This is a genomic window from Pseudomonas carassii (genome assembly GCF_036324045.1).
Lineage (GTDB): Bacteria > Pseudomonadota > Gammaproteobacteria > Pseudomonadales > Pseudomonadaceae > Aquipseudomonas > Aquipseudomonas peradeniyensis.
The window spans coordinates 71,835-93,384 of sequence record NZ_JAZDCT010000024.1 but is presented as its reverse complement, the minus strand read 5'-3'; the positions used below and the strand labels follow the sequence as shown (position 1 = coordinate 93,384).

The 21,550-nt window shown below is 59.2% G+C and carries 25 protein-coding genes; 9 read left to right on the top strand and 16 right to left on the bottom strand.

Annotated elements, in window-relative coordinates; all coding sequences use genetic code 11:
- Positions 1–61: 61 nt before the first annotated feature.
- Positions 62–442, bottom strand: coding sequence for a RidA family protein (locus V0R62_RS18030; RefSeq protein ID WP_330104711.1), 381 nt, complete (start codon positions 440–442; stop codon positions 62–64).
- Positions 443–454: 12 nt separating this feature from the next.
- Complete coding sequence (locus V0R62_RS18025; RefSeq protein WP_330104710.1) at positions 455–1,591, bottom strand: NAD(P)/FAD-dependent oxidoreductase; 1,137 nt, start codon at positions 1,589–1,591, stop codon at positions 455–457.
- A 113-nt stretch (positions 1,592–1,704) separates the two neighbouring features.
- Between V0R62_RS18025 and V0R62_RS18020 the strand changes: the two genes are divergently transcribed.
- Together V0R62_RS18020 and V0R62_RS18015 are read left to right on the top strand one after the other, a co-directional pair.
- Entirely contained in the window at positions 1,705–2,307 is a 603-nt protein-coding gene (locus V0R62_RS18020; protein WP_330104709.1) for a helix-turn-helix domain-containing protein, read from the top strand.
- Positions 2,308–2,573: 266 nt separating this feature from the next.
- Positions 2,574–3,359 (top strand): sulfite exporter TauE/SafE family protein, encoded by a 786-nt coding sequence (locus tag V0R62_RS18015; RefSeq protein ID WP_050705024.1) that lies wholly within the window; start codon positions 2,574–2,576, stop codon positions 3,357–3,359.
- A gap of 167 nt (positions 3,360–3,526) precedes the next feature.
- Here the strand turns inward: V0R62_RS18015 and V0R62_RS18010 are convergent, their stop codons facing one another.
- A complete protein-coding gene (locus V0R62_RS18010) occupies positions 3,527–4,576 on the bottom strand; it encodes a DUF1176 domain-containing protein (protein ID WP_330104708.1) in 1,050 nt (349 codons plus the stop codon).
- A gap of 30 nt (positions 4,577–4,606) precedes the next feature.
- Complete coding sequence (locus V0R62_RS18005; protein WP_330104707.1) at positions 4,607–5,647, bottom strand: DUF1176 domain-containing protein; 1,041 nt, start codon at positions 5,645–5,647, stop codon at positions 4,607–4,609.
- A 150-nt stretch (positions 5,648–5,797) separates the two neighbouring features.
- Between V0R62_RS18005 and V0R62_RS18000 the strand changes: the two genes are divergently transcribed.
- The gene (locus tag V0R62_RS18000; protein WP_330104706.1) at positions 5,798–6,370 is read left to right on the top strand and encodes a biliverdin-producing heme oxygenase; all 573 of its coding nucleotides are present in this window, start codon (positions 5,798–5,800) and stop codon (positions 6,368–6,370) included.
- 19 nt (positions 6,371–6,389) lie between these two features.
- Here V0R62_RS18000 and V0R62_RS17995 read toward each other — a convergent pair whose 3' ends face one another.
- The 3 genes from V0R62_RS17995 to V0R62_RS17985 form a co-directional block, all read right to left on the bottom strand.
- Positions 6,390–6,761 (bottom strand): hypothetical protein, encoded by a 372-nt coding sequence (locus tag V0R62_RS17995; protein ID WP_330104705.1) that lies wholly within the window; start codon positions 6,759–6,761, stop codon positions 6,390–6,392.
- 131 nt (positions 6,762–6,892) lie between these two features.
- On the bottom strand, positions 6,893–7,312 hold the full coding sequence (locus tag V0R62_RS17990; RefSeq protein WP_082337704.1) for a type II toxin-antitoxin system YafO family toxin: 420 nt from the start codon (positions 7,310–7,312) through the stop codon (positions 6,893–6,895).
- A gap of 6 nt (positions 7,313–7,318) precedes the next feature.
- Positions 7,319–7,477, bottom strand: coding sequence for a hypothetical protein (locus tag V0R62_RS17985; protein ID WP_330104704.1), 159 nt, complete (start codon positions 7,475–7,477; stop codon positions 7,319–7,321).
- Positions 7,478–7,677: 200 nt separating this feature from the next.
- On the opposite strand from V0R62_RS17985, the gene V0R62_RS17980 reads away from it, so the two are divergent.
- The 3 genes from V0R62_RS17980 to V0R62_RS17970 all read left to right on the top strand — a co-directional run bounded on the left by V0R62_RS17980 (position 7,678) and on the right by V0R62_RS17970 (position 8,877).
- The gene (locus tag V0R62_RS17980; RefSeq protein WP_330104703.1) at positions 7,678–8,127 is read left to right on the top strand and encodes a GNAT family N-acetyltransferase; all 450 of its coding nucleotides are present in this window, start codon (positions 7,678–7,680) and stop codon (positions 8,125–8,127) included.
- A gap of 197 nt (positions 8,128–8,324) precedes the next feature.
- Complete coding sequence (locus tag V0R62_RS17975) at positions 8,325–8,609, top strand: type II toxin-antitoxin system Phd/YefM family antitoxin (protein ID WP_062574577.1); 285 nt, start codon at positions 8,325–8,327, stop codon at positions 8,607–8,609.
- Positions 8,575–8,877, top strand: a complete 303-nt coding sequence (locus V0R62_RS17970) for a Txe/YoeB family addiction module toxin (protein WP_330104702.1) — start codon at positions 8,575–8,577, stop codon at positions 8,875–8,877. Before V0R62_RS17975 ends, V0R62_RS17970 begins: the two co-directional genes overlap by 35 nt.
- Positions 8,878–8,895: 18 nt before the next feature.
- Here V0R62_RS17970 and V0R62_RS17965 read toward each other — a convergent pair whose 3' ends face one another.
- Positions 8,896–9,183: a hypothetical protein gene (locus tag V0R62_RS17965; RefSeq protein ID WP_036986696.1), complete on the bottom strand. Its 288-nt coding sequence runs from the start codon at positions 9,181–9,183 to the stop codon at positions 8,896–8,898.
- Positions 9,184–9,802: 619 nt separating this feature from the next.
- Between V0R62_RS17965 and V0R62_RS17960 the strand changes: the two genes are divergently transcribed.
- Complete coding sequence (locus tag V0R62_RS17960) at positions 9,803–11,743, top strand: methyl-accepting chemotaxis protein (RefSeq protein ID WP_330104701.1); 1,941 nt, start codon at positions 9,803–9,805, stop codon at positions 11,741–11,743.
- Positions 11,744–12,485: 742 nt separating this feature from the next.
- On the opposite strand, the gene V0R62_RS17955 is transcribed toward V0R62_RS17960, so the two are convergent.
- From V0R62_RS17955 to V0R62_RS17925, 7 genes are all read right to left on the bottom strand, one after another.
- Entirely contained in the window at positions 12,486–12,836 is a 351-nt protein-coding gene (locus V0R62_RS17955) for a hypothetical protein (protein WP_330104700.1), read from the bottom strand.
- Between the two features lie 188 nt (positions 12,837–13,024).
- The gene (locus V0R62_RS17950) at positions 13,025–13,603 is read right to left on the bottom strand and encodes a hypothetical protein (RefSeq protein ID WP_330104699.1); all 579 of its coding nucleotides are present in this window, start codon (positions 13,601–13,603) and stop codon (positions 13,025–13,027) included.
- A 159-nt stretch (positions 13,604–13,762) separates the two neighbouring features.
- Positions 13,763–14,224 (bottom strand): hypothetical protein, encoded by a 462-nt coding sequence (locus V0R62_RS17945; RefSeq protein ID WP_330104698.1) that lies wholly within the window; start codon positions 14,222–14,224, stop codon positions 13,763–13,765.
- A gap of 430 nt (positions 14,225–14,654) precedes the next feature.
- Positions 14,655–15,143 carry a contact-dependent growth inhibition system immunity protein gene (locus V0R62_RS17940; RefSeq protein WP_330104697.1) on the bottom strand — a complete coding sequence of 163 codons (489 nt, stop codon included), beginning with the start codon at positions 15,141–15,143 and terminating at the stop codon, positions 14,655–14,657.
- A gap of 317 nt (positions 15,144–15,460) precedes the next feature.
- Positions 15,461–15,895 (bottom strand): hypothetical protein, encoded by a 435-nt coding sequence (locus V0R62_RS17935; RefSeq protein WP_330104696.1) that lies wholly within the window; start codon positions 15,893–15,895, stop codon positions 15,461–15,463.
- A 198-nt stretch (positions 15,896–16,093) separates the two neighbouring features.
- Complete coding sequence (locus V0R62_RS17930; RefSeq protein ID WP_330104695.1) at positions 16,094–16,402, bottom strand: hypothetical protein; 309 nt, start codon at positions 16,400–16,402, stop codon at positions 16,094–16,096.
- Positions 16,403–16,779: 377 nt separating this feature from the next.
- On the bottom strand, positions 16,780–17,364 hold the full coding sequence (locus V0R62_RS17925; protein ID WP_330104694.1) for a hypothetical protein: 585 nt from the start codon (positions 17,362–17,364) through the stop codon (positions 16,780–16,782).
- A 429-nt stretch (positions 17,365–17,793) separates the two neighbouring features.
- On the opposite strand from V0R62_RS17925, the gene V0R62_RS17920 reads away from it, so the two are divergent.
- Positions 17,794–19,014 carry an MFS transporter gene (locus V0R62_RS17920; protein WP_330104693.1) on the top strand — a complete coding sequence of 407 codons (1,221 nt, stop codon included), beginning with the start codon at positions 17,794–17,796 and terminating at the stop codon, positions 19,012–19,014.
- 82 nt (positions 19,015–19,096) lie between these two features.
- On the opposite strand, the gene V0R62_RS17915 is transcribed toward V0R62_RS17920, so the two are convergent.
- The gene (locus V0R62_RS17915) at positions 19,097–20,911 is read right to left on the bottom strand and encodes an ABC transporter ATP-binding protein/permease (RefSeq protein ID WP_330104692.1); all 1,815 of its coding nucleotides are present in this window, start codon (positions 20,909–20,911) and stop codon (positions 19,097–19,099) included.
- A gap of 161 nt (positions 20,912–21,072) precedes the next feature.
- Between V0R62_RS17915 and V0R62_RS17910 the strand changes: the two genes are divergently transcribed.
- The gene (locus V0R62_RS17910) at positions 21,073–21,492 is read left to right on the top strand and encodes a GNAT family N-acetyltransferase (RefSeq protein ID WP_330104691.1); all 420 of its coding nucleotides are present in this window, start codon (positions 21,073–21,075) and stop codon (positions 21,490–21,492) included.
- Positions 21,493–21,550: the final 58 nt, after the last annotated feature.

Here is a 21,550-nt window from a genome sequence, read left to right as displayed (position 1 = left end):
GTCGGGGGCGGGGGTTGCCCCCGCGATCCCCCCCGGGGGGGCCCCCCCCGCTCCCACGGTGTCAGTTGTCCTGACCGAGGTAGGCCTGCACCTCGATCTCCACATCCACCCCCAGCGCCAGTGCCGAGGCCACCGTCGAACGCACCGGCAGCGCCGCGCCGAAGAATTCCTTGTAGACCTCGTTGAAGCCGGCGAAATGGCTCATGTCCGACAGCCACACGGTGCACTTCACCACCTGGTCGAAGCGCGCGCCGCACGCCGCCAGGCTCTCGGCGATGCGCTCACAGGCTGCTCGGGTCTGTGCCTGGATATCGCCACGCACCACCTCACCGCCCGGGCTCATCGGCACCTGCCCGGACAGGAACAGAAAGCCCCCAGCCGTTACTGCGCGGGAGAAGGGAAACGGCAGGCTGCTGGGGAAACGCTGGATTTCATTGCTCATGGGATGCTCCATTCAGGGTTGGATGAAACGGGCCGGGGACAGCCGTGCTGGCTCGACCCCCTGGCTGACAAGGCTGGCGCACAGTGGCAGGCCCAGCAACAGGTCGGCCGCCAGGCGCGAAGCTCCGGCGGCGGACTGGATACCATAGCCGCCCTGGGCGGCCAGCCAGAAGAATGCGGGTGAAACCGGGTCGAAGCCGATCACCAGGTCGCCATCGGCGACGAACGAACGCAGCCCCGCCCAGCTGTGGCTGGGCCGGCGGATCTCGAGGGTGGTCATCGCCTCGATGTTGTAGATGCCCAGCGCCAGGTCCAGCTCTTCGGGCGCGGCGTCCTGGGGTTCGACCGGGTCGGCGTTGGCGGGCGAGCCCAGCAGCTGGCCGGCGTCGGGCTTGAAGTAGAAGCTCTCGTCGACGCCGATCACCGCCGGCCAGCGGGCGAAGTCGTGCTGCGCCGGGCCGGGGAAGGTGAACGCGCTGCGCCGGCACGGCTGCAGACCGACCTTGCCGACCCCGCACTGCCCGGCCACCCGATCGGCCCAGGCGCCGGCGGCATTGACCAGCACCCGCGCCTGCAAGCGGCTGCCGTCGGCCAACTCGACATGCCACAGGTCATCCAGATAGTACGCCTGCACCAGCTCGGCATTGCAACGCACCTCGCCACCGGCCTGGCGCAGGCCGCGCAGGAAACCCTGGTGCAGGGCGTGCACATCGAGGTCCATCGCCCCGGTCTCGTGCACGGCACCGGCCAGCAGCTCGCCGCGCAGGCTCGGCACCAGTTCGAGCGCCGCCGCGCTGTCGAGCAGGCTGACGGCGGTGCCATTGGCCAGGTTCTGGGCGTAGGTGCTTTCCAGCAGATCGTGCTGCTCATGGCTGGCGACATACAGGCAGCCACGGGGTTCGAGCAGCGGGTGTTCACAGAAGCCCGTCGGCGGCTGCTCGTAGAACGCCCGGCTGGCGCGGGTCAGGGCCTGGATCTGCGGGGTGCCGTAGGCCTCCATGAACATCGCCGCCGAGCGCCCGGTCGAGTGATAGCCCGGCTGCGCCTCGCGCTCGAGCAGCAGCACCTGGCGCTGGCCGGCCAGGCGGTAACCCAGGGAAGCGCCAGCGATGCCGGCACCGATGATCAGAATGTCGTGGACCTGTCCCATGCACGCTCCCGTGGCGCTAATTATCATTTGTGAGAATTCTAATATATGAGAATTTAGGAATGCGCAAGGCGCCAAGGTAAGATGCCCGACCAAAGCACAGCCCGAGAGCCCCGATGCCCGAAGCCCCCTCCACCCGCCCCACGCTCGACCGCAGTGAAGTCGGCGCACGCCTGCGCCAGGTGCGCAAGGCCCGGCAGATGACGCTCAAGCAGCTGTCGGCGCTCAGCGGCGTGCCGCTGTCCACCCTGTCGAAAATGGAGCTGGCGCAGGTCTCGGTGAGCTACGAAAAACTGGCCGCCGCCGCCCGCGCCCTGAACCTGGACATCGCCCAGTTGTTCCGCGCCAGCGGCCCGGTGGGCGAACCGCAGCCGGCCACCGTGGTGGTCGATTCGCTGGCGGCGGTGGCGGGTTACTCCACCGGCACCTACGACTACTACCCGATTGCCGGCGCCTTCCCCGAGCGGCGCATGACCCCGGCCTATGCCCGCATCATCGCCCGTGAACGCGGCCAGTTCGACGATTTTATCCGCCACCCCGGCCAGGAATTCGCCATGGTCATCAGCGGGCGCGTGCGCATCGAGTTCGAGACCGGCGAGGCGGTCAGCATCGGCCCGCGGGAGACGGCGTATTTCGACAGCCAGGTGGGGCATATCTACCTGTCGGAGAGCGAGGATGGCGGCGATGCGCAGGTGATGGTGGTGATGACTGATCGGTGAAGCTCTTGGCCCCAGGGGTTACTCATCTCCCTGTAGGAGCGGCCTTGTGTCGCGAAAGGGCCGCAAAGCGGCCCCGGCGATTTTTGCTTAAACGCTGAAATCCGGGGCCGCTGCGCAGCCCTTTCGCGACGCAAGGCCGCTCCTACACAAAGCCAGTGAACTCCCGCAACAGTTATAACCTAATAACGAACAAGTCTATTTGGCTATAAAAAAATCTATATGCTGGCATCCATCCGATCACGGGCAAGCTGGGCGTCGAGTAGCGTATGGATGTAGGTTCTTTCGGTTTCACCATTGCGGGCCTGGTTGTGGGCTTCATCGTCGGCATGACCGGCGTCGGCGGCGGTTCGCTGATGACCCCGATCCTGCTGTGGTTCGGCATCAACCCGGCCACCGCCGTGGGCACCGACCTGCTCTACGCCGCCATCACCAAGGCCAGTGGCGTCTGGGTGCATGGCCGCAACAAGAACATCGACTGGAAGATCACCGGCTGGCTGAGCCTGGGCAGCGTCCCGGCCGCCGCGCTGACCCTGTGGTTCCTCAGCACCCTGCACGCCGACACTTCCGCGCTCAACGCCATCATCAAGCAAGGCCTGGCGGTGGTGCTGATCCTCACCGCCCTGGCAATCCTGTTCAAATCGCGCCTGCAGGCCTTCGCCAGCAAGCATGCCGGCGATCACTACCACCTCAGCGACCGCACCCTGAACATTCTCACCGTGATCACCGGCGTGGTGCTGGGCGTGATGGTCACCCTCACCTCCATCGGCGCCGGCGCGCTGGGGACCGTGGCACTGTTCCTGCTGTACCCGTTCCTGGTCACCCGACGCCTGGTCGGCACCGAGATCGCTCACGCCGTGCCGCTGACCCTGGTGGCTGGCCTGGGTCATGCCGGCATGGGCAACATGGACTGGTCGCTCTTGGGTTACCTGCTGCTGGGCTCGTTGCCGGGGATCTACCTGGGCAGCCACCTGACCGGGCGCATCTCCGACCGCGTGCTGCGGCCTTGCCTGGCGACCATGCTGCTGCTGATCGGTTACAAGCTGGCGTTCTGAGCCGCCCCTCAGGCCATGCACACGCCCTCTGTAGGAGCGGCCTTGCCGAGGCGTCGGACCGGTCGGAAAGGGCCGCAGAGCGGCCCCGGCAATATCAGCTTGATGCGCAGATCTGGGGGCGCTTCGCACCCCTTTCGCGACACAAGGCCGCTCCTACAGGGGACGTGTCAACCAAGGCGCCATAGCACCGGCCAGAACTCCGGTTTCACGTACCCACAGCGATCCAGCCGGGCCACGCGTTCCAGGCGCATGCGCTCACCGTCATAGCGCCATTGCTGGAGCAGCCCGCAACCGCGCTCCAATAGGCTTTTATCAGCGGCCTGCAATTGGCCGCTTTGCGGATCGAACGCCACATGGCCACTGAGCTGCGGCGCCAGTAACGGCGCCGGGGTCTCGAACACCATCTCGTGGATCTGGTAAGGCGCAGTGCGAGACACCCGATACAGGTAATTGGCGCAGAACTCGCCACTGCACCCCACGTTGAGGATGACCAGGACATTGGCATCGTCCAGCGGGTGAACCTCGTAATAACTGTTGCTCATGCCCGGTACATCGCCCTCGACATCCGCCTGGCGCTTCACCGTCCTGCCGATTTCATGGGCCTGCTCGTCGTTCATACCCGGCGCAGCGACGAACCGTGGTAACGCCACCGCGACAGAAGCGTCAGGCACCTCGGCAGCCGGGGCGTCACCCACCCGCACCAGCGCATCGGCATGCCCTACCCGCCCCTGAACCGCATCGATGGCCAGCAACGCACCACTGATCCCCTGCAACGACGCGACCAGCTCGCCATCCTCGGTCAACGAACTCAGGCGATTGCCGTTGCGTATCTGACGAATCAGCGCCAGCGCCGCATCGCCTTCGAGCTGCAGGTCGAAATCGTACTCACCTTGGATCCGCCGCCATTGGGCCGGCAGTTCCTGCCCATCGAGCAACACCTGGTCGGCAAACGCCGGCCCGACACGCAGCGTCAGCTCGAGCTTGCCCTGCGGTCCCGCCTCGCGCCGGACGATGGTCTGCAGGCCGCTCATCTGCTCGTCGTCGATCGCCAGCAGCGCGGTACAGGCACGGGTGTTGTCACAGCCGACCGCCCAGTCCTTGACCTGCCGGTACAGCGGCACCGCTTCAAGTGCTGCCTGGGCGCTTTCGGCCTGCGCGGCCAGTGGCGCCACGAGCGCCAGCAGCAATGCCGCACGGTGGTGTTTCATCCATTGCATGGTGTTGCCCCTGACGTCCCTTTCATGTTTTCAGCCTTCGCTGCGCCATAGTACCGGCCAGCTGTCCGGACCCAGCTCGGCACAGCGGTCCATCCGCGCCAACCTGACCAGGCGCATGCGCATGCCGTCGTAGCGCCAGCTTTCCTCGACCCCGCAACTGCCGGGATAGTCGTCCTTGGCATAGCTGTAGAGCTCGCCCTTTTTGGGGTAGAACTCGATGGCGTCGCGTATCCGGCTGATCAGCACCGGGCTGGACGGTGCCTCGAACTCCAGCGGCCCAAGGGCATAAGGCGCCTTACGCGACACCTTGTATAACGCGTAGAGGCAATGGAAGTCGTTGCAGTTGTAGCTAAGCAACGCCAGGGCGTGCTGGTCGTCCAGGGCGTGCAGCTCAAGCTTGGGAGCGACATCGTATTCGTTCTTCAACTGGTCTTCGGCGGCCGCCTTGGCCATCACTACCGGATTGATGTCCGCCAGCTCCTGCTCGCTAAGCGGCGTGGCTGCCACAAAGGCCGGCCCCCGGGGCTTGGCCGGAATGGGCAACTGGGCGTCGGCGACGCTGTCACCGGGTCGCACCAGCGCGCTGTAGTGGCCGACCCGGCCCTGCACCGCATCCATCAGCAGCAAGGCGGCGCTCAGGCCTTGCAGCGAACTCACGCGCTCCCCTGGCCGGGTGTCGTCCACCAGGCGCTGCCCGTTGCGCAATTGCCGCAACACGGCGTAGGCATCGGCGCCCTCCAGTTCCAGGGTGGTCTCGACGCCACGGGTCATGCGCCAGGGGGCGACCAGCAGCTGGCCATCGAGCAGGGGCTCGCCCGACCAGTCGGTGCTCCCCACCAAGGTCAGGTGCAGGTTGCCCCAGGCGCCCGCCTCGCGCTGCACCAGCATGCCCACCCGCATCTTCTCCGGATGATCGGCCAGCACCGCGGTGCAGAAGCGCGTGTTGTCGCAGCCCACCACCCAGTCCTTGATCTCCCGGTACACCGGTACCGGCTCTGGCTCCGCCGCGCCGACCAGGCCCGGTAGCAACGCCAGCCCCAGGGCCAGCCAGTTCCTTGTTGTTGCGCGCATCGTGCTGCATTCCTGTAATAGCCGTGAAAGCCCCACTCCAGAGGCGGCGCAATGATTCCACAGATCAAATGCCAGGTGCGGAAAATCGGCAGTGGTGATTGCGCCATGGGATCTGGCAGTATCGGTTACGTCATGTTCAGAGCCTGCGCCATGTCCGTTACCATCAGCCCGCTGTTGCTTGCCTTGCGCGAGGGTACCCGCGCTTGCCACGAGGGGCTGGAGGCGCGCCTGCCGTTCTTCAGCGAAGGTTTCGACCGGGCGGCCTATGCGCATCTGCTCGGGGCCTACCATGGCTTCCACGCGCCGCTGGATACCTTGCTGGCCGAGTACCAGGGCACCGAACGCAACAAGACACCCGCCTTGTCCCGCGACCTGGGCGCCCTGGCCATCGATATCGAAGCGCTGCCCTTGTGCCACGCCCTCCCTCGCATCGACGATGAAGCCAGCGCACTCGGTGTGATGTATGTACTGGAAGGCTCCACCCTGGGTGGCCAGGTGCTCAAGTGGGCCATGGCTGAACGTCTGGGTATCGACGCCGACAACGGCGGTGCGTTTCTCGACGTCTACGGCGCGCATACCGGCGCACGCTGGCGCAGCTTCCTCGATCGACTGGCTGGCGCCGAACCGGAGCCTGCCGCCCAGGCCCGGACAGTAAAGGCAGCGGTCGAGACCTTCACCTGCTTCGAACGATGGCTCGAAGAGCGACGCGTGCTGGTTTGCTGATCCCCCCGCGCTGGTGCCCTCACCCGCGACACTTGTTCAACAACGATGTCACTGTGGGCGTCATGCTGATCGCAGCCCCGCACAAACCGCCGCATAACAGCGCAAAGCCCAGCGCCCGCAACGGGTGCAAGGTATTGAAGAATGCCAGCACCAACAGCACCAGCAACAGCGCCAAGCCGTAGCGGATTGCCGCCCTTGGAATGGCCACCATCAGCAGGTTGAAGAGCACGAAGGTGTAGAACACCATCATCGTCGCCAAGCCGACGCTGACGCCTCGTGCCATGGGTGGGCCGACATGCTGTCGGTACAGATCGAAGCCCAGGCTCAAGAGAAAAGGAAACGCCACACAGGCCAGTGCGTGCAGCAGGAAACGGGAAAGCAACGGCAACATTCGTCCTTGATCCTGGAGCCGGCCATGGGTTGTGTATGGCCGTAAATGAAGGGGACGAATTTAAGGGGGGCAGGCATCCTGGCACAAGCCTTGGAGAACCGGGCCGCACCTGCGGCCCTTCTACCAGAGCGCTAATCTGGCTCATCGTAAGTGACCCGACCCAATGACCAGGGCTCTACGATTTCACTCACGATGTTGCGCAGCAATGAACCCCATCCTTTGCGATTGTGTGCACCGGGTCCCATCAGCCTCAACATCAAGTACTCGTCCAGGTACTCGTCATAGGCATAAATCAGCCAATAGTCGTTTTCGGGCTCATCGACGCGATGTGTCCGACGAAATGGCTCGTCGATTGACGCCCAACGCAGCATGACCGGTTGGGAGGTGGCCAGATGGATATGGTAAAGCTGGAATTTATCTTCAAGTGGTGCGTCCCTGCCAAACGTCTTCGGCTGAATGCCACCGACTTTGTAGGCATGGAAATCGACGTAGAGATCGTACCAATCTTCAAATCCCAGCTTGAACAGCTCAGAGACTTTGACAGACGGCACGGCCCCTCACTTGGTTACAGGCAGCTTTCCATGCTTTTCGACATAATCAAGTAGCGCCTCGCTTGAACGGGCACCCTGGCGAAGAACCTCTTCATCACTTTTGCCGCTTCGCTTTTGCTTGGGAACAAAGGTATTGTCCTGCTTTGCAGGTGCGTATTGAGCCATGACTACCTCCAGTACGCTGATGAGTTGATGCTACGTGCTCGGGGCGCCCGCCTCAAATGTCTTGCGACCATCGGAAGCACCTGCCCACGCCACAGTCGAAAGCGTAGTCCGCGCCAGCGGCCAATGGCCGTGGGATTTGCAACAGATCCTTTCTTCACACACTGCGCCACACGGTGTACCACCCTCCTGCGAGCCCCGACATGAACGTCATTGCCTGTGATCTGCACCACCTGGACGCCGCCGCGGACCTCTTCAACCAGTACCGGATGTTCTACCGGGAAGCGGATGACCTCCCCGCTTCCCGCGCATTCCTCAAGACCAACCTCGAAACCGGCAACTCGCGTATCTACCTGCTGCAGGACGCCGACGGCCAGGCCATCGCCTTTGCCCAGCTGTACCCGGCGACCTGTTCGCTGGCGATGAAGCGCTTCTACTGGCTGTATGACCTGTTCGTTGCCCCGCACGCCCGCAGGGGCGGTCATGCCCGCTACCTGATGCAGCAACTGACCGATATTTTCCAGGCCGAGGGCGCGCAACGGTTGAGCCTGGACACCGCCCGGACCAACCTTGCCGCCCAGGCGTTGTATGAATCGCTGGGGTATGTGGCCGAGCAGGATTTCGTGACCTATCACAAGATGCTCGATCACTAAGGCTTGCATGCCGCCGTGCACCATCGGATAAGCGGGCTTGGCGCATACGTACAACGTTCTGTACATTCCCAGGCAACTCCCAGGTCGAGCATCCCTGGTCAGGTATCGGTCAAGAATGCCCTACGCAAGCCTCGGCCAGATCCTGCATCAAGCCTTGCACGCCCGTGGTACATGATGTGTTCAGAAAGGAACAACCAATGAACGTACTCACTTTCAGCCAGGCTCGCGCCAGCCTGAAACAAGCGATGGATGATGTCTGTCGCGACCATGAGCCGACGGTCATTACCCGGCAACGTGGTGAGCCGGTAGTCCTGCTGTCTTTGGACGACTACAACGCCATGGCCGAAACCATGTACCTGCTGGGCACTGAAAACAACGCGTCGCGGCTGCGCCAGTCCATCGCTCAGCACAAGGCTGGAAATACCTTCAGCAAGGACATTCCGTTGCATGACGCAGAAGCAGAAACGGCAGAACAAGGCTGAGGCCCGCAACGCCATCAAGGTCTCCTTCACGCCGATCGGCTGGGAGGACTTCGTGCATTGGCAGTCGGCCGACACCAAAGTCCTCGCGAGGGTGCTGACCCTGATCGACGAATGCTGCCGCTCGCCTTTCAAGGGCACGGGCAAACCCGAGCCCTTGAAAGGCGACCTGACCGGTTACTGGTCGCGGCGGATCAACAAGGAGCATCGCTTCGTCTACTACTACGAAACTGGTGCACTGACTGTGCTGGCCTGCAGGTTTCACTACTAGCAGCCCTGCAACGTCTGTTCAGCCTCGCTCTATCCCATCCAGCACAGCCGACGCCAAGGCCAACCCTTTCTCCAGGGAGTTCTCCGTCGCCACCAGCAGACTGCGCAGTGGTTCGCTGGCTTTTTCCAGGGCCATGGCATTGGTTTCGTAGGCCGCCTGCAAGGCCGCTACCGCGCACACCAGCGCATCCTCGCCATCAATGCCGGCATGCACCGAGAACATCGGTGGATGGGCGTCGTGGCAGGTGCCGAAATGGGCGTGGGCCGTGGTGGGGCGGGAGGTTCGAGGGGTCGTATCGAGGGTCATGGGCGAACCTCCCTGGGCAAGACGCGGGGTGGATCGGGCACGATTTTCAGCATGGTTCAGCACTCCTGTACCGTCATGGGAAAACTGCCTGAATCCGCTTGCACTCGAATAGGTGGCAGCTATACGTAGGTGTGCAAGACCGAGGGTACAGGAACTCGGCAGGCCCAAGGGCCTCCCACGCATAGCCGCCATTGGAGGGCCAGAACCGCAGACTGCCGGCAAGGCCCCAAAGCGCTTTCGCGTTGTACCTGAACGGGCTTGCACACCCGGTCGTTGAATGAGCAACGACAGGCCGAGACTAAGGAATGCGACTGGCCAGAACAACAGCTGAAAGGCCGTAAAAGCATGCTTGGGAAACGTCCTACGCGAAATAGGGAAAGTCTTAGTAATCCGCTTGAAACAGCTGTCCTGGCCTATCGCGGGTCAAGCCCGCTCCCACGCTTCTCCTGCTCTCTGCCCTGCTACTACCTTACAAGTCAGGACAATTTCTGATTTTCCTGTACACGAAACATCTACTAAAGGTTTATATTCCGCCCGCCGAAACAGAAAAGGTAGCAAGTGGCCACCACTCCATCGAAGCGGCCATGTGCACCCTTCACTCTCACGGATGGGCGTCACGATGAAAATAAAAAACAAACTGATCCTGGCCTTCGTACTGGTGGCCTTCATCCCAGTGGCCCTGGTCGGCGGGATCTCGGTGCTGAACATCCGCAGCGAGGCGGTGGACCAGTTCCTCGACGGCAGCACCCGGGAAATCCGCCAGATCGACGGCAACATGCGCCAGTTCTTCGATGGCACGCTGCAGAACGTCGATCAAATGGCCAAGGATCCTGTATACACCTCGGTCACCTCGCTCAAGGACTACACCGGCGCGGATGCCGCACGCCAACCAATGCCCGAGGCCGCGCAGAAGGTGATCGACGCCTTCGCCCGCTACGGCACCACCCACCCGGCGGCGGCGATCCTGTCCATCGGCCTCGAGGACGGCAGCTACGCCAAATGGCCGGACGACCCGCAGCTGGCCAAGTACGACCCGCGCACCCGCCCCTGGTACAAGGCCGCCATGGCCAGCCCGGACAAGACCGTGCGCACCGCCGCCTACTACTACGACAAGGATGACGTGGCCCTGGTCGGCACCGCCCGGGCGCTGCTCGACGAGGCCGGCAAGGCCAAGGGCGTGTTCGTGGTCAGCATGTCGCTGAAGAATCTCACCGAGCTGGTCAAGAGCATCAAGCTGGGCGACAGCGGCTACGTGATGCTGATCGAGGACGGCACCGTGCTGGTCGACCCGCGCAACGCCGCCAACGGCTTCAAGCAGCTCAAGGACCTCGGCGCGCCCTACGCGCAACTGGCCGCCACCACCCAGGGTTCCACCGAGGTGGTGATCGACGGCGTGCGCTACATGGCCAACGTGTGGACCTCTCCGGGCCTGGGCTGGCGCTTCGTCGGCCTGATCGAGTACGACGAGGTGATGGCCGCGGCCACACGCATGACCTATGTCACTGCGTTGATCGTGGTGGTGCTGGCCCTGGTCTTCGCCTTGGTGGCGACGGCGTTCTCGCGGGTGATCGTCAAGCCGATCGGTCAGGTCAGCATCGGCCTGCAGTCGATTGCAGAAGGTGAAGGCGACCTGCGCCGCGACCTGCAGGTCCAGGGCAAGGATGAAACCGCCGAACTGGCCGGCTGGTTCAACAAGTTCCTCGCCGCCATCCGCCAGCTGATCCAGCGCATTGGCGCGGCCTCGACCAACCTGCATGAAGCCTCGCGCAACAACAGCGAGATGGCCGGCAACATGAACGAGGCCGCCGGGCGCCAGCGCGAGGCGGTGGAGCTGGTGTCCACCGCGTTCAACGAGATGGTCGCCACCGCCAACGAAGTGGCGCGCTCGTGCAGCAGCGCCGCCGACGCCGCCGAGCACGGCCACCGCCGGGTGGCCGAGGGCAAACAGCAGATCGAGGCGACCACCGACAACGTCAATCGCCTGGGCCGGCGCCTGAGCGAGTCGTCCCAGGCCATGGTCGAGCTGGAGGAAGGCAGCCGCAGCATCAACCAGATCCTCGGCACCATCCGCGCCATCGCCGAGCAGACCAACCTGCTGGCGCTCAACGCCGCCATCGAGGCGGCCCGGGCCGGCGACCAGGGCCGTGGTTTTGCCGTGGTGGCGGACGAGGTACGGGCACTGGCCAAGCGCACCGCCGACTCCACCGGCGAGATCGACCAGTTGCTCAACACCCTCGGCGGCAAGACCCAGGAGGTCTCGCAGAAGATGGAAAGTTGCCTGGACCTGTCGCGGGCCAGCGTGTCGTCGATCGAAAGCGCGCGGGACAGCTTCGAGGGCATCCAGCTCTCGGTGAACGAGATCCGCGACCAGAACCTGCAGATCTCCGCCGCAGCCGAGGAGCAGCACAGCGTGGCCGAGGAAATCAACCGGCATATCCAGCAGATCTACGACGAGGCACGGCTGGTAGAGGGGCTGGCCAGTTCCGCCCAGGCTGACTCCGGCAGGCTGGCGCAGTTGTCGGATGAGTTGAATGGGCTGGTGGGTCGTTTCAAGTCGTGACGGCTCGCGGGCTTGCCCCGTGATGAAGGATACATTATCTAAAAAAGCCTTCGCCCAGCCGCAATGTAAAAAGGGGATGGACTGAAAAATGGGGACAGATGCCATGTCCTCTCTTTGCCAATTCAGTCCTGCCTCTTTCCGGACCAGGGAAGAGGCATCACCTTTTTACCGCTCTCTACGGCCCAGGCCACAATAAGTTCTTCCTAAGCGCATCAGGCACAAGCTCAAATAGAGACCTTATGCACCGCAAGTGCTCATGGTAATTAGGCGATATGTCGTCACTACAGTTCTGCAAATAGCTTTTCGCTTGATAATTTAAAAACCATACATCATGGTCAGAGAACTCAGAATCCAACAAAGTAACTGTAAGATTGTGCACCAACTCCGCCTCAAAGAAACATGATTTATCTTTACCCTTTGCTTCCTCATCCAGCGTCTGGATATTTCTTATGTATGGCAAAGACAGGGATAGCATCCTGAGGTAGATAAGATTTTTCTTCATATGGCAAACCATTATTTCCTTACTGACAGGAGTTGAATCCCTGAGTCTCATTCAAAACCGTTTTAATTTTACCGCAGGATGATGTGCTGATGCGGATTGCTCAAGGGCGTGCGGGTACCGGCCTTACCGTGTCGAGCCTAGAGCTATAGCCCCGGCGATCAGCAAGGAGGGAGATCATAAAACAGAGATATCCGAAACGTGTTGAGTGAGTGCCACTCAGATCCGCCCTTCTCAAAATACTCAATCCAACAACCAGCAAACAATCCTGCCATCACACACTACAAGATCAACGAGATCCTTGGAAACCTGGGACTTACTTTTCTGATGGAAACCACCATCCACTTCAACAATCAATTGAAAATCCTCAGACCTTTCCTGCGCCAGGTCATCCTCAGGAAGTGGAGTACCCAACAAGGAATAATTAAGACACTTCTCTCCAGCGATGAATGCTGGATACTCATCGTATCGCCAGCACTCATCCTTCACAAAAGATACGGAAAGTACATCACCTAATACATTAGCGGTCTCACCCAAGCTCCCAAGTGGCTGGACCCCAATATAAATAAAATATTTTAAACAATCACCCGCCATGCCTATCACTCCTTGCGTCTGATGAGTAAATATTGCGAACCCGACTTATCTTGCGGATTGCTCATCTCTTCCGCCGTCCGACGGCATCGACTGCCGACTCGAGTGTCCAGTCTCGCCCCTTTCTCCGCCACACAACAGCAGAAATCAGAGAAGGAAAGTACGAATGACACTGACCGAGTGGAACTTTACTATCCAACCGATTCCTCTACAAGATCACGCCTAATATCTGAAAGCACCTGCGACCATTCAAGCAATGCAAAGTCATCCGAGTTATCGTGCAAACCGTGCGCCATTAGAAATACTTCCCCGCCCTCCAGACCAAAGGCGATACCGACTTGGCATGGTCGCTCTGAAATACGCACACCAGTATATATACGACGCAGGATAGAAACGCTTACCAGTGTTGACCCAACTATCCTCCGCCAAAACCCATCCGAATATTCCTGATCACCCACTGCTATTTCGAACAAATCCTCATCAGCCTCTAAAGTCTCATTCCTTAAATACCTTCCATGTTCATCCCTCTCCATCCAAACCATTACTGAACAAAGTGATGGATCGCTGAAAAATCCAAGAATAGCCCCTGAGTCGAACTCAATACTCGCAGGCCCTGCTGTCAACGTAAATATTTCTTTCTTAGAAACTCCGTGCTCGACAGCTTCTTCAGGCGCCCACCAACTATACCGTTTAACCGATATCAGCTTGCAACCTATAAGCTGTTTCAGCTTATTCAAAAAATCCGCTGGAATCACAGAATAGCCGCTCATTTCCCTACCGCCTTTTGCGCCTACCTAATCAACAAATCAATCATTCCTCTAGAAAGGGGGCAAATTTACTTTCCTGCTATAATTTCAGGAAAAAATAAATCCACCTCTTTTTCTGGCTGCTCCGTTTCCAATTTTTTCCGTCACTTTTTTGCCATATATCTATCGCCCCACTTCATGATCAAGAATTTCTATATGCATGGATTCAGCATGGATCTCCAACGACATCCAACCTGGGCCTGGTGAGCAATTAATCACACCTTCGAGAAAATACTTCTCGCCTTGCTTTCCGGACATGGAGCCATCTCCAAACTCCTCTGGGAATCGGTTGCCTGAGAACGCTTTCTTGTCCAAAGCGTACTCGCAAACAAACCTTCTCACGAACGTCACCCCCGAAAACACAAACCAACAACCTCCAACATACTCATGCATCGCGTGCAAGCTTTCAGCCTTACTCCCATACTTTACATACTCACCTTCGTCAGTACGCGCGTTTAAATAACCTTCGACAATTTCCCACTGCACATACTCCACCTCTCTTGCGGGATCATATATGTAGTGAACTGGAAAAACATCCTCTACCCCTTTACCCCCCCTTGCATTCAATGATTTCCCATCCAGCATCTCCTAAAACAAATCTCGACTCTTTTAAAGCCAAGCCCTTCTCAACAAAAATCTTTACAATTCCTTGGCCAACAGCCCACTCACCAAACGTACAATCAAACGTAACCAGGCAGCCAAAGTCAACTGAGATTTTCATTTTATTTTCTCCAGGGTCACTGTTCTCATGTTCGAAATATCAATAGGACTTCCGTCAGCCCGCAAGAAGTTCGCCCCTGAAATCTAGAGCCCAAAGATCCATTATGAAAAACCCGGAACTCTAAGGAAAAGGGGACAGATTTATTTGCCCCACTCTAATTTCGGCTTACCCTGCCCGACCGCTAGACCCTTTCGCCTCAGGAACCGGATTTAGAGCAGGCAAATAAATCTGCCCCTTTTCTTCTTCTTTTTCCTGGTAAGTCTATGACCTACCCTCTTTCCAACCTTCCTATCGCTATGTACAACGACTCAAGCCCAAGCGAAGTGCAGCGCCAATCTCTTCATGGGAGCAACAGGAAGAAATAACAACATGATCTTTTTCGGCTATCCCTTTGCCAGTCCACGCTTCCAGCTTCTCGTGGTGACTTGGGCGCATAGTGATAACATCACCCACTGCATCCACTGAGCAGCTTTTCATATTTTTGAACAATGCACGCCTCGTCTTATAGCCAAACCTGGACATCAGGTCAGCCACCCAGCTTTCGTATTGGACAGCAACACGCCCCCTGAAATCGAAAAAATCAGGACTTAACTTAGGATCAATCGTCCGACTGGCCGACAACGCCTCTAGAATGCTCTTACCCAGCTCAATATCCGTAGAAGGATGCGACAAGTAAATTCGCACCCCCTCAGGATCCGGCAGGCAGTTAAAATAACCAGAATACGTTTCGATGAAAATAAAATCATCATTAAACTTAATGTAAGCCCACGACTTAGCATTCATCTATTCCACCACATTCACAACAACCTTTACACCTTGAGACTCAGACAAAGGGACGACCAGAAAGCAGAAAGTGACAGATTTATTTTCTCTGCTCTAATTTTCGGTCTCCCCTGCCTGACAGCTAGATCCCTTCGTCTCAGGAGCCGGATTTAGAGTATGAAAAATAAATTCGCCCCCACTTCCCCCGAAATTATATTAAAAAAATAGATCGGTCACCGTCTCGTCGCAATGATGTCACTGAAATGGCTTTTGCAGCACTCCTACCTTGCCCTCGGCAACAGCGCCGCCTGAAAGGCCGTCACGCTCAACACAGGACCCTAAACGCCTACATTAGCCTTTAACTTACTCAACACACCGCTCATATAGCTACCCGAATTACGATCCACAGAAGCAGTCACCATGCTGAGCGGACTAAACTGTGCAAGCTGCCCCTTCATCCCCATAAGTTGCGGACGCTTATAAAAAACATTTTTCTTATCCTCATTGTCGATAAACCACTTGCCACCTAAGTGCCGCCTAAACACCTGCCCCACATACCTGGCCGCACCATCAACCATTGCAGCCTGATCTTGCTGGCGCATCGCTTCAATACTTTGATATTGGTTAAGCAGCCAGCGCTCCAGAAAATCCAGCGACGCTGAGGAATAGTCGAAACGCTGTCTATCCCCTACAGGACATCCGCATATAAAACGATGAATGGCATCGTCCATATCCATCAGCCAGCATTCAAACGAATCGTCATCTTTATTCAATTAAACTCCCCACTTTAGTCGAAACACCCGCTTTTTCCAAAGCTTCCAGCAAAGGTTTGGAGGCTTGATCCCTAAATATCCATTCGACTTGCTAGGGCAAGGTCAGATCCTCGAAAACCGACCCTGCCAGTTAAAGACTGTTACCTATGTGCGCGAACTGATTTGTAACCCATGTGGGTGAGTCATGCCATTTTTTCATCAATCGCAAATCTTCGCTTGATGAGCCAAAACAGGCTCACGAACAACCTCTCCATCCCCTACCCCCTTAACCAGTTTTGCAATGCGAATCCCACAAGATGCGTAAGGAAGATACGCAGAGACCTCATAGTCCGAATTGGCTTCAGGAACAAAATAGGCGTAGACGGCGCACTCATACATAGACCGAGCGCCATTATAAACAACAGTGATCGGACTATTCGACCTCACATAAACTTCAGAGGCATCTTTGACCTGCTCCCCTCCGGGCATACCAATACGCTGATCGTTCAATATCTTACTGTTGGCCACACCTGCATTCCTTGAGCTAACCACCCCTGCACCTGGGGCATCCCATGCGACACAAGAGCGATCAGGGACCAACCTAACCACCTGATCAGTTACAACTCTGAGCCGTGTAGTGGTGGCGGACTCCGGCTCCTGATACGCAGAAGTAAAAGCCTTAAGATTATTAATGGTCGAGCATCCAGAAACTGCCAACAACAGCATGCCAAACACGAAAATTGCACTTTTCAATTCTGTCACTACCTTGTGAGAAAAAGGGTATTGAAATAACGGGACCGTTTTGTTTTCTTTACGCTAGCTTCAGCCTACCCTACATGACAACACAATACCTTCGAGCCCATAGGGGGGTGAAAACCGCCTGCGCCTTCTGCACCTTTCTCGCTTTAGACAAACCTAAGCTTCCAATAGTCATTGCCCCCCACTACCCAGTACCGCTCGCGAGCAGGAATCAAAAAGCTAAAATCAAAGCATTGAGCAACCCAATCTGGATAAGCAAGACTTTCATGAACACGCACGTCATCCATGTGCATAAAAATCTTTCGGTCAAAATTTATGTAAAACCTGGGAAGCCTAGAATGAATGATATTAGCCTGCCTAAACAGATCCGGCGTCAAACCCTCGCCGGTTAAAAAATAATTTTCGACCCTTTCAAAAATCTCACGATCCGCCCCTATAAAGTTTTTTAAATCGCACGAAGAAAGAATCTTTTCACTTGAATCATCCAGATACTGCGGGAAATTCTCCGCCGTCATTTTCAGAATACCGCCCCTGAAATTTTTGCAAGACTGTTCGTATTGCTCCTGGGTAATATCACCCTCTTCAAGGTAGGCGCGATAGTCTTTTTCCGCGTCAAGAGAAAAATTATACTTCTCATCTACGACCCAATAACATCTTCCAGAGTGTACAAAAAAACAGACACTTCTCTCTCCACTCCAAAGATCATCAAAAACTGATTGATTCATCGTCATTACTTGAACGCCTTGAGAAATTCATCCTGTGTATAAACACGGGCATTACTCAAGTGCTTTTCGAGTAGCGACTCCCACATTTTTGGTAACTCGAGGGAGTAACCGGGCTGGCCGTTGTCTACCCGCTTCGGCACATCAGGATCCCCCGTCACACCAGCGACGGGCCGTTGAGGGATTACTTTGTCCATAATGTCCTTACGAAGGCCGGCATCAACGTCAAAAACCACTACAGAGCCATCAGGTCGCTTGTTCGTCAAGTAGGACGTAGCCGATATCTATTGGACGATCCAGGCCAGCATTTTCCCGCACACCTTTGCATGCCGGTCCATGCTCAAGGCCGCTGCGGACCGCGCAAACTTCAAGGACTGGCTCGCCGCCGTTGAGGCCGGTTCTGTCTAAAGTTAAATCGGAACAGCTCCGGGATGATCGATGAACAACGTTTCGCCCGCGCGCCACCGCAACGGCCTCGCCTCCATACCCCGCGGCGTCTGGGCCTTGGGCTGCGTCTCGCTGCTCATGGATATCTCCTCGGAGATGATCCACGCCCTGCTCCCGCTGTACATGGTCACCGTGCTCGGCACCTCGGTGCTGGCCGTGGGCATGATCGAAGGCATCGCCGAGGCGACGGCGGCGATCACCAAGGTATTCTCCGGCGCCCTCAGCGACCGCCTGGGCAAGCGCAAGCGGCTGACGGTGATCGGCTACGGCCTGGCCGCCGTGACCAAGCCGGTGTTCCCGCTGGCCCCCGGGCTGGAATGGCTGACCGCTGCACGCGTCGTCGACCGCGTCGGCAAGGGCATCCGCGGCGCGCCACGGGACGCGCTGATCGCCGATGTCACCCCCGCCGAACTGCGCGGAGCGGCATTCGGCCTGCGCCAGGCGCTGGATACGGTCGGGGCGTTTCTCGGGCCATTGCTGGCGATCCTGTTGATGTGGCTGACCGCCAGCCACTTCCAGACGGTGTTCTGGGTGGCGGTGATTCCGGCGTTCATGGCGCTCTATGTGCTGGTAGCCTTCGTCCGCGAGCCCGAAAAACCGGCTGCGCTCGGCACAGTGGCCATGCCTCTGGCACTTCGCGAACTGGCCCGGCTGGGCAACGGTTACTGGCGCCTGCTCATCCTGGCCACGCTGTTCACCCTGGCGCGCTTCAGCGAAGCATTTCTGCTGCTGCGCGGCCAGGCGCTTGGCCTTGCCCCCTTGTGGGCGCCAGCGGTGCTGGTGCTGATGTCGCTGGCCTATTCCCTGTCGGCCTATCCTGCCGGGGCACTCTCCGACAAGGTCGGGCGACGGGGTGTGTTGATGCTCGGGCTGGCCCTGCTGGTGCTGGCCGATCTGCTGCTGGCCTGGCTGCCGGGCCTGTCCGGGCTGGCACTGGGCGTGATCCTGTGGGGGCTGCACATGGGCTTTACCCAAGGCGTGTTCAGCGCCTTGATCGCCGACAGCGCCCCCGAGGACCTGCGCGGGACCGCGTTCGGCCTGTTCAACCTGGTGACGGGGGTGGCGTTGCTGGTGGCCAGTGTGCTGGCCGGAGGGCTGTGGGACTGGGTGGGGTATCAGGCGACGTTCATGCTGGGGGGCGTGTTCGCCGCTACCACAATAGCAGGTTTGTGGTTCATGGCTGATCGTGGGAGCGGGCTTGCCCCGCGATGAGGCCGGCAGGAGCAACTTCATTACCTGACCTGCCGCCATCGCGGGGCAAGCCCGCTCCTACAGGGATGCGGGCGGCCTGACGCTACAGGGTCATGGCTGCCGGCTGCTGCTCCAGCAACGACCATCCCCCCTGCCCGTCCACCTCCAGCCGATGAGAGTGGAATCCCGCCAGGGTGCTGCGGTGCCCGACACTGACCAGCAGCGTCGTCGGCAGCTCCGCGCGCAGCAGCGAATACAGCGCATGCTCCAGCCCTTCGTCCATCGCCGAGGTGGACTCGTCGAGGAACACTACCTGCGGCTGGTTGAACAGCACCCGGGAAAACGCCAGGCGTTGCTGTTCGCCCAGCGAGAGGATCCGCGACCAGTCGCGCTGCTCGTCCAGCCGTTCGGCCAGATGGGCGAGGTTGACCTGGCGCAGGGCCTGCTGCATACGCGCATCGTCCCCGGGCACGCCCTGTGCCGGATAGGCGATGGCGGTGCGCAGGTCACCCAGTGGCAGGTACGGGCGCTGCGAGAGGAACAGTGCCTGCGTCCCCAACGGCCGCCTGACCTCGCCCTCGGCATAAGGCCACAGGCCCGCCAGGGCGCGCAGCAAGGTGGTCTTGCCACTGCCCGATGGCCCTTTGATCAGCAGCGCCTGGCCGCTGTGCAAATTCAGGTCGAGATCGGCGATCAGCGCGTGGCCGTCGGGGCGACGCACCTGCAAGCCCTGGATCCCCAACGCGTGGTCCTGATCCACGCTAATTACGCGCGGCAACTCACTGGCCTGCTGGTTGGCATCGAGGAAACCGGTCAGACGGTCGAGGGTGGCGCGGTACTGGGCGAAGGTGTCGTAGGACTCACGGAAGAACGACAGCGAATCCTGCACCTGGCCAAACGCCTGGGCGGTCTGCATCACGTCGCCGAGCTTGATCGCGCCGCTGAAGAAACGCGGCGCCTGGAGGATGAACGGGAACACCACCGCCACCTGGCTGACGCCCAGGTTGAAGCCGCTGAACTTGAGGTTCCGGAACACCAGCGCCCAGGCGTTGCCGATCAACGCGAAGAAGCGCCCGAGCAAGGTGCCCCGCTCCACCTGCGCGCCCTGGTAGAAGGCGATGTTCTCGGCGTTCTCACGCAGGCGCATCAAGGCGTAACGGAAGTTGGCGGTGAGTTTCTCGTTGAGGAAGTTGAGGCGGATCAGCGGCTGGCCAAGGCGGAAGGCAATCCAGGTGGCGATCAGCACATAGACATACACGGCGAACACCATCGCCCGGGGGACCTCGATGCCGGCCACCGCCAGCGGCGCCGACAACCCCCAGAGAATACCGGTGAAGGCCACCAGCGACACCAGTGCACTCACCGCCCCCAGCGCCAGCGACACGGAGCCGCTGACGAAGGCGTTCACGTCCAGCTCGATACGCTGATCGGGGTTGTCCACCGGCTCGGCGAGGAACTGCCCACGATAGTAGGCATCACCGTGCATCCAGTCGGCGGTCAGGCGCTCGGTGAGCCACACCCGCCAGCGGATGTTGAACGCCTGGGTGACGTAGAAGGCGAACAGCGAGCGCAATACATGGATGGTCGCCAGCACCGCGAACACCCCGAGCAGGTACCAGAACGCGGTCTGGTCCAGTGCCTGCAAGGCGCTGTAGAAGCCGTTGTACCAGAACGAGAACAGCACGTTCAGGCGCACCGCGAACAGCGTCAGGACCAGCAGCAGGGCGAAGGCCAGCAAGGGTCGCCAACTGCGGCGCAAACTGAAATAGGGGCCGGCCAGTTGCCAGAACTGCGCGCCCCAGCGGGTGTAGCGCACCGCCAGCAACGCAGTGGCGGTAAAGCAGACAAGGGTGACCAACGAGGCGATTGCCAGCCAGCTCAGGCTCTCTTGCAGGGCCTGGTGCCAGTTCATGTCCATGGTGCGCTTCCGTAGAGGATGTTTTTGCGAGCGTAGCACCGGACCTGCATTAACCCTGCAAACATGACGGACATTTCATCCTGGCCATGCGCTGCGCCAACCTCTGTGCAAGACTTGTCAGGGCGCGGATAATCGCGGCACCGCCACTGCAGAACCAGGCCATGAACATTCGTCTTGCTGGACTACAGGATCTACCCGCCCTGATCGCCATCGACAGCGTCGTCCGCCAGGACCCGCTGCGTGCCGAACAGATTGCCGACTGGCTCGGGCAGTACCGTTGCCTGGTGGCCGAGGTACAGGGCAAGGTGGCCGCCTATGCGGTGATGCATCGGCACTTCTTCGGTTGCGCGTTCATCGAGATGCTGATGGTCGAAGAGGGCCATCGACGCAATGGGCTAGGGGCCGCGCTGCTGGCCCGCATACAGGCCGACTACGCGGGGCAGAAGCTGTTCACTTCGACCAATCGCTCCAATGACCCGATGCGCCGTTTGCTGGAGCGCCAGGGCTTTGTCGAGAGTGGCGTTGTCGAGCACCTCGACGAAGGGGACTTGGAGCAGGTTTATTTCTGGCGATGGGATTGAGCCAGAGTCCTAGTGCCCTATCGCGCCCCCCCTGTAGGAGCGGCCTTGTGCCGCGAAA

What these genes read in the sequence shown, in the direction of transcription:
- V0R62_RS18000 (WP_330104706.1), top strand. Translation starts at nt 5,798, where the DNA reads ATGTCCGTTACCATCAGCCCGCTGTTGCTTGCCTTGCGCGAGGGTACC.
- V0R62_RS18010 (WP_330104708.1), bottom strand. Translation starts at nt 4,576, where the DNA reads ATGCAATGGATGAAACACCACCGTGCGGCATTGCTGCTGGCGCTCGTG.
- V0R62_RS18015 (WP_050705024.1), top strand. Translation starts at nt 2,574, where the DNA reads ATGGATGTAGGTTCTTTCGGTTTCACCATTGCGGGCCTGGTTGTGGGC.
- V0R62_RS17950 (WP_330104699.1), bottom strand. Translation starts at nt 13,603, where the DNA reads ATGAGCGGCTATTCTGTGATTCCAGCGGATTTTTTGAATAAGCTGAAA.
- V0R62_RS17915 (WP_330104692.1), bottom strand. Translation starts at nt 20,911, where the DNA reads ATGGACATGAACTGGCACCAGGCCCTGCAAGAGAGCCTGAGCTGGCTG.
- V0R62_RS18030 (WP_330104711.1), bottom strand. Translation starts at nt 442, where the DNA reads ATGAGCAATGAAATCCAGCGTTTCCCCAGCAGCCTGCCGTTTCCCTTC.
- V0R62_RS17960 (WP_330104701.1), top strand. Translation starts at nt 9,803, where the DNA reads ATGAAAATAAAAAACAAACTGATCCTGGCCTTCGTACTGGTGGCCTTC.
- V0R62_RS17920 (WP_330104693.1), top strand. Translation starts at nt 17,794, where the DNA reads ATGAACAACGTTTCGCCCGCGCGCCACCGCAACGGCCTCGCCTCCATA.
- V0R62_RS17945 (WP_330104698.1), bottom strand. Translation starts at nt 14,224, where the DNA reads ATGCTGGATGGGAAATCATTGAATGCAAGGGGGGGTAAAGGGGTAGAG.
- V0R62_RS17975 (WP_062574577.1), top strand. Translation starts at nt 8,325, where the DNA reads ATGAACGTACTCACTTTCAGCCAGGCTCGCGCCAGCCTGAAACAAGCG.
- V0R62_RS17910 (WP_330104691.1), top strand. Translation starts at nt 21,073, where the DNA reads ATGAACATTCGTCTTGCTGGACTACAGGATCTACCCGCCCTGATCGCC.
- V0R62_RS17925 (WP_330104694.1), bottom strand. Translation starts at nt 17,364, where the DNA reads ATGACGATGAATCAATCAGTTTTTGATGATCTTTGGAGTGGAGAGAGA.
- V0R62_RS17980 (WP_330104703.1), top strand. Translation starts at nt 7,678, where the DNA reads ATGAACGTCATTGCCTGTGATCTGCACCACCTGGACGCCGCCGCGGAC.
- V0R62_RS17970 (WP_330104702.1), top strand. Translation starts at nt 8,575, where the DNA reads ATGACGCAGAAGCAGAAACGGCAGAACAAGGCTGAGGCCCGCAACGCC.
- V0R62_RS17965 (WP_036986696.1), bottom strand. Translation starts at nt 9,183, where the DNA reads ATGACCCTCGATACGACCCCTCGAACCTCCCGCCCCACCACGGCCCAC.
- V0R62_RS18025 (WP_330104710.1), bottom strand. Translation starts at nt 1,591, where the DNA reads ATGGGACAGGTCCACGACATTCTGATCATCGGTGCCGGCATCGCTGGC.
- V0R62_RS17985 (WP_330104704.1), bottom strand. Translation starts at nt 7,477, where the DNA reads ATGGCTCAATACGCACCTGCAAAGCAGGACAATACCTTTGTTCCCAAG.
- V0R62_RS17955 (WP_330104700.1), bottom strand. Translation starts at nt 12,836, where the DNA reads ATGGCGGGTGATTGTTTAAAATATTTTATTTATATTGGGGTCCAGCCA.
- V0R62_RS17940 (WP_330104697.1), bottom strand. Translation starts at nt 15,143, where the DNA reads ATGAATGCTAAGTCGTGGGCTTACATTAAGTTTAATGATGATTTTATT.
- V0R62_RS18005 (WP_330104707.1), bottom strand. Translation starts at nt 5,647, where the DNA reads ATGCGCGCAACAACAAGGAACTGGCTGGCCCTGGGGCTGGCGTTGCTA.
- V0R62_RS18020 (WP_330104709.1), top strand. Translation starts at nt 1,705, where the DNA reads ATGCCCGAAGCCCCCTCCACCCGCCCCACGCTCGACCGCAGTGAAGTC.
- V0R62_RS17995 (WP_330104705.1), bottom strand. Translation starts at nt 6,761, where the DNA reads ATGTTGCCGTTGCTTTCCCGTTTCCTGCTGCACGCACTGGCCTGTGTG.